At 68.8% G+C, this 13,029-nt stretch carries 8 protein-coding genes; 2 read left to right on the top strand and 6 right to left on the bottom strand.

The window, feature by feature from the left end:
- The 3 genes from E3O39_RS09550 to E3O39_RS09540 are packed head-to-tail and all read right to left on the bottom strand — an operon-like array spanning nucleotide 1 to nucleotide 5,838.
- The gene (locus E3O39_RS09550; protein ID WP_134447363.1) at nucleotides 1-1,845 is read right to left on the bottom strand and encodes an acetolactate synthase large subunit; all 1,845 of its coding nucleotides are present in this window, start codon (nucleotides 1,843-1,845) and stop codon (nucleotides 1-3) included.
- 38 nt (nucleotides 1,846-1,883) lie between these two features.
- Nucleotides 1,884-3,578: a dihydroxy-acid dehydratase gene (ilvD, locus tag E3O39_RS09545; protein ID WP_134447361.1), complete on the bottom strand. Its 1,695-nt coding sequence runs from the start codon at nucleotides 3,576-3,578 to the stop codon at nucleotides 1,884-1,886.
- Between the two features lie 43 nt (nucleotides 3,579-3,621).
- On the bottom strand, nucleotides 3,622-5,838 hold the full coding sequence (locus E3O39_RS09540; protein ID WP_241985031.1) for a bifunctional alpha,alpha-trehalose-phosphate synthase (UDP-forming)/trehalose-phosphatase: 2,217 nt from the start codon (nucleotides 5,836-5,838) through the stop codon (nucleotides 3,622-3,624).
- Between the two features lie 178 nt (nucleotides 5,839-6,016).
- Here E3O39_RS09540 and E3O39_RS09535 point away from each other — a divergent pair, with 178 nt between their 5' ends.
- Complete coding sequence (locus E3O39_RS09535) at nucleotides 6,017-6,874, top strand: sugar phosphate isomerase/epimerase (protein WP_134447359.1); 858 nt, start codon at nucleotides 6,017-6,019, stop codon at nucleotides 6,872-6,874.
- A gap of 89 nt (nucleotides 6,875-6,963) precedes the next feature.
- Here E3O39_RS09535 and E3O39_RS09530 read toward each other — a convergent pair whose 3' ends face one another.
- Genes E3O39_RS09530 through E3O39_RS09520 form a run of 3 tightly spaced genes read right to left on the bottom strand, consistent with a single transcriptional unit; the run spans nucleotide 6,964 to nucleotide 12,625 of the window.
- Nucleotides 6,964-8,961 (bottom strand): YhgE/Pip family protein, encoded by a 1,998-nt coding sequence (locus tag E3O39_RS09530; RefSeq protein ID WP_134447357.1) that lies wholly within the window; start codon nucleotides 8,959-8,961, stop codon nucleotides 6,964-6,966.
- On the bottom strand, nucleotides 8,958-11,981 hold the full coding sequence (locus E3O39_RS09525) for an MMPL family transporter (RefSeq protein WP_134447355.1): 3,024 nt from the start codon (nucleotides 11,979-11,981) through the stop codon (nucleotides 8,958-8,960). The genes E3O39_RS09530 and E3O39_RS09525 overlap by 4 nt, the downstream gene beginning before the upstream one ends.
- 5 nt (nucleotides 11,982-11,986) lie before the next feature.
- On the bottom strand, nucleotides 11,987-12,625 hold the full coding sequence (locus E3O39_RS09520) for a TetR/AcrR family transcriptional regulator (protein ID WP_134447353.1): 639 nt from the start codon (nucleotides 12,623-12,625) through the stop codon (nucleotides 11,987-11,989).
- 139 nt (nucleotides 12,626-12,764) lie between these two features.
- Here E3O39_RS09520 and E3O39_RS09515 point away from each other — a divergent pair, with 139 nt between their 5' ends.
- Nucleotides 12,765-12,953: a hypothetical protein gene (locus tag E3O39_RS09515; RefSeq protein WP_134447351.1), complete on the top strand. Its 189-nt coding sequence runs from the start codon at nucleotides 12,765-12,767 to the stop codon at nucleotides 12,951-12,953.
- Nucleotides 12,954-13,029: the final 76 nt, after the last annotated feature.

The following is a 13,029-nucleotide window of genomic DNA, read 5'->3' as shown; positions in this document are numbered from 1 at the left end:
TTACTCCTCTCCCCAGGTCGGTGCGTGGTCTTTCGCGTACTGCACGTAACTGTTGCTGACGCCCTGGGGCACCATCGGCCAGACCATCGCATCGCGGCTCACGACGAAGTCGATCACGACCGGGCGGTCGTTCGTCGCGAGGGCGAGCTTGATCGCGTCGTCGACCTGGTCCGCGCTCGTGACGCGGATGCCGAGCGCACCATACGCCTCGGCGAGCTTCACGAAGTCGGGCACCATCGCCGAGCCGTGCCCGGTGTTCAGGTCGGTGAAGGAGTGCCGACCGTCGTAGAACAGGGTCTGCCACTGGCGCACCATGCCGAGCGAGGAGTTGTTGATGATCGCGACCTTGATGGGGATGTTGTTGATCGTGCAGGTCGCGAGTTCCTGGTTGGTCATCTGGAAGCATCCGTCACCGTCGATCGACCAAACCACCCGGTCGGGTTCTGCGACCTTGGCGCCCATCGCCGCGGGAACGGAGTAGCCCATCGTGCCGGCACCGCCCGAGTTGAGCCAGGAGTTGGGGCGCTCGTACTTGATGTACTGGGCCGCCCACATCTGGTGCTGGCCGACGCCGGCGGCGTAGACGCCCTCCGGCCCGGTCAGTTCACCGATGCGCTTGATCACGTACTGCGGGGCGAGCAGGCCGTCCGTCGGCTCGGAGTAGCCGAGCGGGAACTCCTCGCGGAGACCGTTCAGGTAGCTCCACCACTCGGTGAAGTCCGGGGTGGTGGTCTTGAGCACCGCGGAGAAGGCGACGGTCAGGTCGGCGAGCACGTCCTTGGCGTCTCCGACGATGGGCACGTCTGCGGTGCGGATCTTGGAGATCTCCGCGGGGTCGACGTCGACGTGCACGATCGTGGCGTGCGGCGCGAACTCGCTGACCTTCCCGGTGACCCGGTCGTCGAAGCGGGCGCCGAGCGCGATGATCAGGTCGGCCTCCTGCAGGGACAGCACGGCGGGAACGGTGCCGTGCATGCCCGGCATGCCGAGGTGCTGGTCGTGCGAGTCCGGGAAGGCGCCACGGGCCATCAGCGTCGTGACGACGGGCGTGCCGGTGAGTTCGGCGAAGGCGAGGAGCTCGGCGGATGCGCGGGCGCGGATGACGCCGCCGCCGACGTACAGCACGGGCTTCTTCGCATCGGCGAGCAACTGGGCTGCCGCCTGCACCTGCTTGCCGTGGGCCTTGGTGATCGGACGATAGCCGGGCAGGTCGATCTTCGGCGGCCAGATGAACGGCGCCGTCTTCTGCTGGGCGTCCTTGGTGATGTCGACGAGCACAGGGCCTGGCCGGCCGGTCGAGGCGATCAGGTAGGCGGATGCGATCGCACCGGGAACGTCTTCCGGGCGCTTGACGAGGAACGAGTGTTTCGTGATCGGCATCGTGATGCCGACGATGTCGGCCTCCTGGAAGGCATCCGTGCCCATCAGCGTCGAGAAGACCTGGCCGGTGATGCACAGGATCGGCACCGAGTCCATATAGGCGTCCGCGATCGCCGTGACGAGGTTCGTGGCGCCGGGGCCTGAGGTCGCGATGGCGACGCCGACGCGGTTGCTCGCCGAGGCGTAGCCCTCCGCAGCGTGGCCGGCGCCCTGCTCGTGGCGCACCAGGATGTGCCGGATGGCGTCCTGGGTCATCAGCTCGTCGTAGAGCGGGATGACGGCGCCGCCGGGCAGGCCGAAGACATCCGTCACGCCGAGCAGTTCGAGGGTGCGGATGATCGCACCGGAACCGGTGAGGAGTTCGGGCTCACCGGATGCTGCCGCGGCCGTCGCCGCGGCGGACGACGTGGCGGCCGAGGTCGGCGAGGGCGTGGGTGATGGCACGGGGTTCTGTTCCGCGGTCATTGATTCAGGTCCCTAAGGTCGAGTACGAATGGTGAGCGCTACCCCGTGACGGCGCCAACGGCCGCCGATTGCACGAGCTTCGTGTACTTGGCGAGCACGCCGCGGGTGTAGCGCGGAGGGAGAGGCGCCCAGCCGACTCGTCGGGCGTCGAGCTCTTCAGGGTCGACCAGTAGGTCGAGCGTGCGAGCTGCGATATCGACCCGTATGAGATCACCATCGCGCACGAAGGCGATCGGACCTGCGTCCACCGCTTCGGGTGCTATGTGGCCGATACACAGTCCGGTTGTGCCGCCTGAGAATCTGCCGTCCGTTAACAGTAGTACATCGGCACCGAGCCCGGCGCCCTTGATGGCCGCGGTGATCGAGAGCATCTCGCGCATGCCGGGGCCTCCCTTGGGGCCTTCGTAGCGGATGACGACGACGTCGCCCTTTTCGATGGTGCCCTCGGTGAGGGCGTCCATCGCCGCGCGCTCGCGCTCGAAGACGCGGGCGGGTCCGGTGAACACGTCACTGTCGAAGCCGGCGGTCTTGACGACAGCGCCCTCCGGCGCCATCGAGCCCTTGAGGATGGTGATGCCGCCGCTCTTGTGGATCGGGTTGTCGAACGTGCGGAGCACCTCGCCGTCGAGGTCGGGCGGGTCGATCTCCGCGAGGTTCTCTGCGACGGTCTTCCCGGTGACGGTGAGGGCGTCCCCGTGGATGAGGCCGGCCTCGAGCAGGGCGCGCATCACGGCGGGCACCCCGCCGTGGCGGTCGACGTCGTTCATGACGTACTTGCCGAACGGCTTCAGATCGCCGATGTGCGGAACCTTGTCGCCGATCACGTTGAAGTCGTCGAGGCTCAGTTCGACCTCGGCCTCGCGGGCGATGGCGAGCAGGTGCAGCACCACGTTCGTGGAGCCGCCGAAGGCCATGGCGACGGCGATCGCATTCTCGAAGGCCTTGCGGGTGAGGATGTCCCTGGCCGTGATGCCGAGGCGCAGGAGGTTGACGACGGCCTCGCCGGAGCGGTGCGCGTAGTAGTCGCGGCGGCGGTCGGCCGAGGCGGGGGACGCGGATCCCGGAAGGCTCATGCCGAGGGCTTCTGCGACGCTCGCCATGGTGTTCGCGGTGTACATGCCGCCGCAGGCACCCTCGCCGGGGGCGAAGGCGCACTCGATCCGCTTGGCGTCGGCCACGGACATCCGCCCGGCCTTGACGGCGCCGACGGCCTCGAACGAGTCGATGATGGTGATGTCTTTTTCGGTGCCGTCCGAGAGCTTGACCCAGCCAGGCGCGATCGAGCCGGCGTAGAGGAAGACACTCGCGAGATCGAGCCGGGCAGCGGCCATCAGCATGCCGGGCAGGGACTTGTCGCAGCCGGCGAGCAGCACGGAGCCGTCGAGGCGCTCGGCCTGCATGACGACCTCGACGGAGTCCGCGATGACCTCTCGGGAGACGAGGGAGAAGTGCATGCCCTCATGGCCCATCGAGATGCCGTCGGAGACGGAGATGGTGCCGAACTGCAGCGGATAGCCGCCACCGGAGTGCACGCCCTCCTTGGCCGCCTGCGCGAGGCGGTCGAGGGACAGGTTGCACGGTGTGATCTCGTTCCAGGAACTCGCGATGCCGATCTGGGGTTTGTCCCAGTCCGCGTCGCCCATCCCGACGGCACGGAGCATTCCGCGGGAGGTCGTGGCTTCGATTCCGTCGGTGACGTCGCGACTACGCGGTTTCAGATCGATCTCAGGCATGTAGTGATTCTAGAACCTGTGTTTCGGGAACTTTGCCGCAGGGTTACCGTTCGCTGGGAGTTCCGGGGGTTCCGGGAGCTGGGGCGGCCTCCCGGAGGTCGGCGATCAGCTGCAGCACGATCGGCACTTCCTCCGGTCCGCGCACCCGGTAGCCCGCGAGGGAGGTGCCTGCGCCGATCTTCAGTCCGAGGTCGCCGGGGTGCAGTGCGGTGAAGGCGTCTTCGTCCGTCACGTCGTCTCCGGCGTAGAACACCCGGTCGGCGCCCGTGTATGCACGGAGCCGTTCGAGCGCGTCACCCTTCGAGCTCGAGCGCACGGAGAATTCGAGCACATTCTTTCCCTCGCGCACGGTGAGGTCTGGCAGCACGGCGCCGAGCTGCACGCGGGCGTCGCGTTGCACGGCCTGGCCGGCCTGCGCGGTCGACTTGCGGGTGTGCAAGGCCAGGCCGGCGGGCTTCCGTTCGATCCACGCACCCGTCACGGATGCCGAGACCCGTTCGAGCACGCGGGCGAGCGTGTCGAGCTGGTCGAGTTCGTCCTGGTCGAGTCCGAGCTCTTCGCCCGGGGTGTCCAGCTGGACCTCGATGCCGTGTGAACCGGTCAGAAGCACCTCGACCTGCGGTTCGGCGACCTGGCGCAGGCTCGCGAGCGACCGGCCGGAGACGAGGGCGACACGCACGCCGTCGAGTCCGATCAGGCGTTCGACGGCCTCCCGGGTGCCGGCGACGGCACGCGAGTCCTGGGGGTTGTCGACGATCGGGGCGACGGTGCCGTCGAAGTCCAGCGCGATGAGCAGCGAGCCCGCGGAACTGAAGTCGCGGAGGGCGTGAGCGAGATCATCGGGAACGCCGGGCTGCACGGCGGCACCCTCCCGGAGTGTGCGGAGGAAGGACGACGACCAGGCGGCGACGTCGTTGTCGAACACCTTGCGGCGCAGGGCGCGCATCCGCCGCTGCCGTTCGGGGCGCGGCATCGCGATCGCACGCAGGATGGCTGCCTTCATGCCGTCGATGTCGTGCGGGTTGATCAGCACGGCCTGCTTGAGTTCGTCGGCCGCCCCGGCGAATTCGCTCAGGACGAGCACGCCGTCCTTGTAGTCGCGGACGGCGACGTATTCCTTCGCGACGAGGTTCATCCCGTCGCGGAGGGCGGTGACGAGCATGACGTCTGCGGCGAGGTACAGGGCGACCATTTCCTCGCGCGGGTAGCCGTGGTGGTGGTAGCTGATCGCGGTGTGGCTGATCGTCGAGTAGTCGCCGTTGATCCGGCCGACGGCGAGTTCGATCTCGTCGCGGAGGGCCATGTACGCTCCGACCCGTTCCCGGGACGGGCTCGCGACCTGCACGAGGGTGACGTCCTCGACGGAAATCGACCCGTCCTCGAGGAGCTCGCCGAAGGCCTTCAGCCGGTGGCCGATGCCCTTGGTGTAGTCGAGCCTGTCGACGCCGAGAATGATCGTCTTCGGGTTGCCGAGGTCCTCGCGGATGCGGCGCGCGCGGGCCTGGATCTCCGGACGTTTCGCGAGGTCGGCGTATGCGACGGCGTCGATCGAGATCGGGAAGTGCTTGGCGATCACCCGGCGGTGGTGTCCCCCGGCGCCTGGAACGTCGATCGCGACACCGCGGGTGGTGTATCCGAAGAGGCGACGGACCGCGCGGGAGAAGTTGCCGGCATCCGCCAGCCGCTGGAAGCCGATCAGGTCGGCGCCGAGCAGGCCGTCGAGGATCTGCTTACGCCACGGGAGCTGCGCATAGATGCCGTACGGCGGGAACGGTATGTGGTTGAAGAAGCCGATCACGAGGTCGGGGCGCATGTCCCTCAGCATCCGCGGCACGAGTTGCAGCTGGTAGTCGTGCACCCAGACGGTTGCACCGGCTGCCGCGGCCGCGGCGGCCGCTTCGGCGAACCGGCGGTTGACGCGCACGTACGCCTCCCACCATTCGCGGTGGAAGCTCGGCGGGGAGATCACGTCGTGGTAGAGCGGCCAGAGGGTGTCGTTGGAGAAGCCCTCGTAGTAGTCCTCGAGGTCGGCGTCGGTCAGCGAGACGGGAACGATGTTGATGCCGTCGTTTTCGAAGGGGGCGAACTCGCGGTCGGCGACGCCGGGCCAGCCGACCCACGCGCCGTCGGAGGAGCGCATCAGCGGCTCGAGGGCGGTGACGAGTCCGCCGGGTGAGGTCTTCCAGCTTTCGGTGCCGTCCTCGGCGACGACGAAGTCCACGGGCAGCCGGTTCGAGACAGCGACGAGGGCGTATGTCACCTTCGGCTCGGCGGCGGGCGTGTTAACGGCTTCAATCGAAATGGCTGGTCCGTTCCGGTACCTGCACGGCGCACGCACCTCGGTGAACTTCCAAGGATACCAGCAGCCCCGGCGGAGCCCCCTGACTATTCGGGCGCGCGACACCCGTTGTTCAGCAGTCGGGTTTACTCTGGCGCCAATGATTCGCATCGGCATGAGCACGACCTGCGCCTATCCGCTCTCGACGGAGCACGCCTTCCGGCTCGCGAAACTCGCGGGCTACGACGGCATCGAAATCATGGCCTCCCGCGACGACGTCACCCAGGATGCCGCTGCGCTCCTGGCCCTGTCGCGGAAATACAAGCTGCCGATCTTCTCGATCCACGCTCCCGTGCTCCTGCTCACGCATTTCGTCTGGGGTCGGGACCCACTCGTGAAGCTCGAACGCTCGGCGGCGCTCGCGGCCGAGGTCGGGGCGCGAACCGTCGTGGTGCATCCGCCGTTTCGCTGGCAGGCCGACTTCGCCGTCACGTTCCTCGACTCCGTGCGCGAGATCAGCGCGGACAGCGGCATCGAGATCGCGGTCGAGAACATGTTCCCGTGGAAGTTCGGCGGCCGGGGCATGAAGGCGTACTCCCCCGGCTGGGACACCACCCGGATGGACTGCGACGCCGTCACGCTCGACTTCTCGCACTGCGCCCTGAGCGGGCTCGACAGTCTCGCGATGGCGACGGAGCTCGGCGACCGTCTCCGGCATGTGCATCTCTGCGACGGCTCCGGCTCCCTCGACGAGGGCAAAGTCTTCGACGAGCACCTGCTGCCCGGCCGTGGCAGCGAGCCGGTCGCCGAGGTGCTCAACCTGCTCGCGCGCACCGGCTGGGACGGCCGGATCGTCGCGGAGGTCAACACCCGCAAGGCGCGCACCGAGCAGGAACGCCTCGTGCTGCTCGTGGAGACCCTCGCGTTCGCGCGCTTGCACACCGCCCAGCGCCGGGTGCGCCGCGCCCCGCGGTCGCCCCGCGCCCACGAGTCCCTGCGCCCCGGACAGCAGCACTAGCCCCGTCCCCACGCGCGAAAGCGGGTGAATCGTCGGTCTGGTCCGCTCAAACCGACGTTTCACCCGCTCTCGCGGAAGGAGCTCGTGCGTCAGCCGCGGGCGAGGGCCAGGGCGAAGGAGCGCGGGCCGCGCTTGGCGGCAACGGCCCAGAACGTCAGGCCGATGCTGACCACCGCGAAGAGCAGCAGGATGCCCACGGCATTGAGCGCACCTGCTCCCCCTCCGGAGACGATCCCCTGCATGCCGCTCACGGCCCAGGTGAGCGGCAGGAACGGGCTGATCGCCTGGAACGGCGCCGAGACGAGCTCGATCGGGTACAGTCCGCCGACCGCAGTGAGCTGCAGGGCGAGGAGCACGAGGGACACCACGATGCCGACCCGTCCGAACGCCACGGTGAGGAACTGGTGCACCGCGACGAAGACGAACGCGAGGAAGACCGCGAAGCCGAGTGTCGCCGGGAGCAGGGTCCAGGTCACGCCGAGCGAGGCGTGCAGCAGCGCGACGACGACGACCGCCTGGGCTGCGGCAAGGCCGAACGCCCGGCCGAAGCCACGCGAGACAAGGCGCCCTGTTGAGGCGGTCGAAGCGAGAGCGGTGCTTGTCACCGGGCGCATCACGAGGAAGATCGCGAGCGCGCCGATCCAGAGCCCCACCGGCACGAAGACCATCCCGAGGAGCGGGCCGATCGTCGCGATCGGGTTGTCGCGGCTCGTGGTGATGGCGACGGGCTCGGAAACGACCGAAGCCGACTGCGCAGGGTCGTCCTGGTTCAGCTTCTTCGCGCTCTCGGCTCCGGACGCGAGCCCGGTCGCGAGCTGGCTCGCGCCCGTCTCGAGCTGGTGCACCCCGGTGGCCGCGGCCGCGGTCCCCGTCGCGAGTTGGGAGACGCCGCTCGAGAGGCTCGAGACGCCGGAGGCGAGGCCGGTCGCGCCCGTCCGCAGCGATGCCGAACCGGCTGCGAGCTTCGCGGCCCCTGTCGCGCTCTGCGCCACGCCGCCCTGCACCCCGGTGAGGGCGGATGTCGTCTGCTGGCTGAGTCCGGCGCCCTGCGTCGAGAGGGTGTCGAGTCCGCCCTGGAACTGGGTCAGTCCGGCCTGGTAGGTGTCGAGTCCGGCCTGGTACTGGGCGATGTAGGCGTCGGCGTTTGCGGGGTCAGCCTTGATCGCCGCGGCGACCCCGGCGAACTGGCCGGCCAGCGTCGTGAAGCCCGCCGAGACCTTGGTGAACCCGGTTGCCGCCTGCGTGACTCCCCCGGTGTACTGGGCGACGCCACTGCTGAGGGCGCTGAGACCTGCCGTGCCGGTGTTGAGTTTGCCGAGGCCCGCACTGAGCGCATCCACCCCGTTCGTGTACGCGGTAACCCCGGTCGCGAAGCTCGACGCTCCTGTCGAGGCGGACGCCGCCCCGGTTGCAGCGGAGGCCGCGCCCCCGGAGAGGGAATCGAGGCCGGTGGCCACTCCGGTGACGCCCGTCGAGACCTGGCCGGCGCCATCCGCTGCCGTCGTCAGCGAGCCGCCGAGCGTTGACAGGCCGGAATACAGGCCGCTCAGGTACTGGGTCGTGATCTGCCGGCCGAAGACGCCCGTCATCGCGGAGCCGACCGTCCCTGCGACGGTTCCGGCGAGATAGGAATGCGCGTCATCGGTGCGGATGGCGAGCTCGGCCTGGGTCGGCGCTGCGGTGCCGATCGAGGTGATCGACTTGGAGAAGTCTGCGGGGATGGTGAGCACCGCGTATGCCTTGCCGGAGGCGAGTGCCGCCGCAGCGTCCGCGGAATTGGAGATCGTCCAGGCGAACCCGGTCGACGCCGTCCGCGACGAGGCCGGCGCGGTGAGCTCGGTCACGAGCAGGCGCCCGGCGAGCACGGTCTGCTTCGTGCCGTCCGCGGCCGTCGTCGTCACGAAGGTGTCGTTGTTGACGACGATCGCCGGCAGGGTGTCGAGCCGCTGGTCGGCGGTCGCGAGCGCGCCGGCGAAGACGCCTGCGACCGCAAGGGGTACCACGATCAGTCCGGCGAGTACGGCGCCGAAGGTCCAGCGGCGCTGTCCCGGCGTGCGGCTGAAGAGTCGTTCGAGCCTGGTGCTCATCGCAGTGCGGCCTTTCCATCCAGGGCGTCGGCGCCGAAGACGGCGTCGCGGGGGTCGAGGGTGTCGGTTGGCCGGGTCGCATGACGCGGCTCCGGGTCGAGCGGTGGGTATCCGCCGAGAGCTCCGCGGGCGGCGGGACCCGTCGTTTCGACGGGCTCGAGCGTTTCGAGGTCGACGACCAGCACGGCCCGGCCGGCTGCGGCGAGCGGATGCTGCGACGCCGCCGCGATGATGAGCGTGGTGTCTGCGGGGGCGAGCGTCGCAACCACGACACCGATGCTGAGTCCTGCGGGATCGGCGGGGAGTCCTTCGCCCAGGTCGATGACGACGACGCCAGGACGCTCGGCGAGCGCCGCCGCGACGAGGACCGCGGCACGGGACACGGCGGAGAGGGAGGACACCGGGGTGTCCGCGGTGGGGGGTGCGACCGGGGCACGGTCGTCGGCGATGGCACGGTTGATCCGTCCGATCCAGGCGTCGAGCTGACCGCGCCGGCTGCGGGAGCGGAACCGTGGCTGGGTGAGGTCGAGCCGCTCGGCGAGCAGTTCGCCGATGGTCAGGCCGTTGTCGCGGCTGTCGCCGACGTCGGCGAGCGCGACGACGCGCAAGGCGCGGCCGCGTTCGGAGGGCAGCGGGTAGCTGAGCACCTGGAGCCGGCCGGAGACCGGGTCGAGACGGCCGGCGAGCGTCGCGGCGACGACCCGGCGATGGGCGGTGGTCCCGGTGAGGACCAGCACCGATCCGGTCGGCACGGAGACGGTGAGCGGGCCGATCGTGCTGCCCGGCAGGCCGAAGACGGCCTGGTCCGCCGTGATGGCGCCGTCCTGGGCCTTCGCCCAGTGGCTGTCGAGCATGTGGTGGCGAAGTCCCTCGCCCTCGATGTCGACGTTGGGGAGCAGGCGGTCGAGCCAGCGCGGCAGCCACCACGCCGCCCGGCCTGCGAGGGCCATCGCTGCGGGCACGAGGGTCATCCGCACCAGGAAGGCGTCGAGGAACACGCCGACGGCCAGGGCGAATGCGATGCCCTTGATCGCCCCGGTGCCGTCGGGTACGAAGGCGAAGAAGACGAAGAACATGATGAGTGCCGCAGCGGTGACGACGCGGGCGGCGTGTGCGAATCCGTAGACGACGGCCTGGCGCGGGTCGTTGTTCTTGACGTACTCCTCACGCATGCCGGAGACGAGGAAGACCTCGTAGTCCATGGCCAGTCCGAAGAGCACGGCCATCAGCAGGATCGGCAGGAAGCTCAGGATCGGACCGGGCGTGCTCACCCCGAGCAGGTCGGCGAACCATCCCCACTGGAAGATCGCGACGGTCGCACCGATCGAGGCGAAGACGGAGAGCAGGAACCCGACCGCGGCCTTGACCGGAACGAAGACGGAACGGAACACCATCGTCAGCAGGATGATCGAGAGCCCGACGACGATGAGCGCGAACGGGATGAGGGCGTTGCTGAGCCGGTTCGAGATGTCGATCGACACGGCCGTCGCTCCCGTCACCGTGACGGGAGTCCCGAGTTCGGAGTCGATCCCCGGCGCGAGGTCGCGGATGGCCTGGACGAGATCCTTGGTCTTGGGGTCGTTCGGCGCGCTGTTCGGCATCACCTGGATGATCGCGGTGTCGACGGTGGCGTTCGGGGTGCCCTTGCCGACGAAGGCGACGTCGGGCAGGGTACGCAGCTTGGCGCTGATCGTCTCGAGGTCAGGGAAGATGTTCGTGGTCTGGGTGATGTCGACGACCACGATGAGCGGGCCGTTGTAGCCGGGACCGAAGCCCTCCTCGATCATGGTGAACGCCTTGTGCTGGGTCGAGTCGACCGGCTCGGACGCTCCGTCCGGCAGGTTGAGGTCGAGGCTGAGCGCGGGGATCGCGAGGGTGCCGAGGATTCCGACGACGAGGATGACGGCGACGATCGGCGCCTTCATCACGAGGCCCACCCAGCGGCGGCCCATCGTGGGCCTGCCCGTGTCCGGCATGGTCGCCCGGTTGTGGGCGCGCCCGCCGGGTTTCGGGGTGAGGCGGCCCTTGGCGAGGCCGAGAATCGCGGGCAGGAGGGTGATCGCGACGAGGATGGCGATGAAGACGGCGACCGCGGCTCCCACACCCATCACGCTCAGGAACGGGATTCCGACGACGAGCAGTCCGAGCAGGGCGATGATGACGGTGAGCCCGGCGAAGACGACCGCGCTCCCGGCGGTGGCCACGCTCGTCGATGCCGATTCGTGCGGCTCGACGCCCCTGGCGAGCTGGGTCCGGTGCCTGGACAGGATGAACAGTGAGTAGTCGATGCCGACGGCGAGCCCGAGCATCATTGCGAGCATCGGTGCGGTGCTCGAGACGGGCACGAACGCGGAGATCGCGGTGATACCGCCGATCGCAACGCCGACGCCGATGAGCGCCATCAGCAGGGGCATCCCAGCCGAGGCGAGCGACCCAAAGGTGATCAGCAGCACGACCCCGGCGAAGAGGAGGCCGAAGACCTCGGTGATGGTGATGCCGAAGGTGTTGGACGAGAAGACCTGGCCGCCGAAGGCGACCTCGAGACCGGCCTTCTCCGCGATCGCGGCCGTCGCCGTGACGGCGTTGAGGGTAGCGTCCGTCACATCCGCGGATGGACCGTCGAGTTGAACGACGCTGCGCGCGGTGGCCTCGTCCGTCGAGATGGCGCTCGAGGCGTAGTCGGAATACGGGGTGATCACGGACACGACGCCGGGAACGGCCTCGAGTTCGGTCGCCATGTCGGTGATGGCCGTCTTGTACGGCTCCGTGTTGACGGATGCCCCGTCCGGCGTCCTGTAGACGACCTGCACCGAGGCTCCGGCCGCCTGGGGGAAGACGGCGGCGAGCTGGTCGATCGCGTCCTGCGATTCGGTGCCTGGGATCGCGAAGGACTCGGCGGTCTTGCCGCCGAGCGCGATGCCGCCGCCGAGGATCCCGACGAGGAGGAGTGCCCAGACGCCGATGACGAGCCACGCGCGCTTGTAGGCGAAGTGGCCGATCCGATACAGAAGGGTTGCCATTGTGATTACTTCCTGGGCTGGGTGGTGCGGACGGCGACGGGGGCGAGGAGCTCGGAGAGGAGGGTGATGAGGGCGGGCCGGAGATCGTCGGTCGGCGTGATGTCCTCGTCGAAGAACGTCAGGCCGGCGACGAGGGAGTACGCGGCGCCGCCGAGCGCGACACCGAAGCGCATCCGGTCGATGGTCGTGGCGTGCTCCTGGCAGAGGGCGTCGCCGAGGCGCACGATCAGGGCCCTGGCCCGATCGATCACGGCGATGCCCTTGAGGGACTGGGCCTGGTTGATCAGGACATGCACTTCGAGCCGGTACTGGAGCAGGAAGTCGACGAAGTCCTCGATGAACCGGTGCCGCGAGGCCGCGTTCTCCGAGGTCGACGTGAACCCGCCGAGGATGGCCTCGAGGCGTTCGATGGCCGGGGTCAGCACCTCGCCGAGGAGGGCGTCCTTCGAGGCGAAATGGTAGAGCACACTCGATTTCGAGTACCCGGCGGATGCTGCGATCTGCTGCAGGGAGGTACCGGCGAACCCGACGGCAGCGAACTGCTGGAGCGCCATGACCCGCAGTTCGGCTCCCGCGCCGGGGCGGACGGTCGCGGTCGCGGTCGCGGCCGCTGCGGGGACGAGGTCTTCCGGTTCGATCTGCACTGGACTACCTTACCTGACCGATCGGTCAGTTCCTGCACGGTCGGTCAGTTTGTTCACCCGACGGAAACATGCCGGATGCCTGGGACCGGGCGGCACACGACCCGGTCCCGATCCGGGTACCGTGGTCCTCGGAGGACCCATGCGAAAATTCATCTTCAGCAGCGCGATGCTCGGCGTCGTCGCCGGCGGTTGGAACATCCTGCAGGCCACCCGGCGCGGACCGCGCGACTGGCGATTGCTGCTCATGTGGATCGGCTGGGCGCTGAGCGCAGCCGTCGCCATTGGCACCATCGTCAAAGATGCCGATGAACGGCAAATCGACAGCTAGAAAGCCCCGGTTTCCCTCCCGGACTCGCGATTGACCGGCGTGTCCGCGGTTCAATCATGCCCGGGGCCGCCACACT

The organism is Cryobacterium sp. MDB2-A-1 (assembly GCF_004402675.1).
Taxonomy (GTDB): Bacteria; Actinomycetota; Actinomycetes; order Actinomycetales; family Microbacteriaceae; genus Cryobacterium; species Cryobacterium glucosi.
The sequence above is the reverse complement of the archived record's forward strand: the minus strand, read 5'-3'. Positions and strand labels throughout refer to the sequence as shown.

Excerpts from the sequence above, each read along its gene's own strand:
- E3O39_RS09550 (WP_134447363.1), bottom strand. The coding sequence starts at position 1,845 with ATGACCGCGGAACAGAACCCCGTGCCATCACCCACGCCCTCGCCGACC.
- ilvD (WP_134447361.1), bottom strand. The coding sequence starts at position 3,578 with ATGCCTGAGATCGATCTGAAACCGCGTAGTCGCGACGTCACCGACGGA.
- E3O39_RS09535 (WP_134447359.1), top strand. The coding sequence starts at position 6,017 with ATGATTCGCATCGGCATGAGCACGACCTGCGCCTATCCGCTCTCGACG.
- E3O39_RS09530 (WP_134447357.1), bottom strand. The coding sequence starts at position 8,961 with ATGAGCACCAGGCTCGAACGACTCTTCAGCCGCACGCCGGGACAGCGC.
- E3O39_RS09525 (WP_134447355.1), bottom strand. The coding sequence starts at position 11,981 with ATGGCAACCCTTCTGTATCGGATCGGCCACTTCGCCTACAAGCGCGCG.
- E3O39_RS09515 (WP_134447351.1), top strand. The coding sequence starts at position 12,765 with ATGCGAAAATTCATCTTCAGCAGCGCGATGCTCGGCGTCGTCGCCGGC.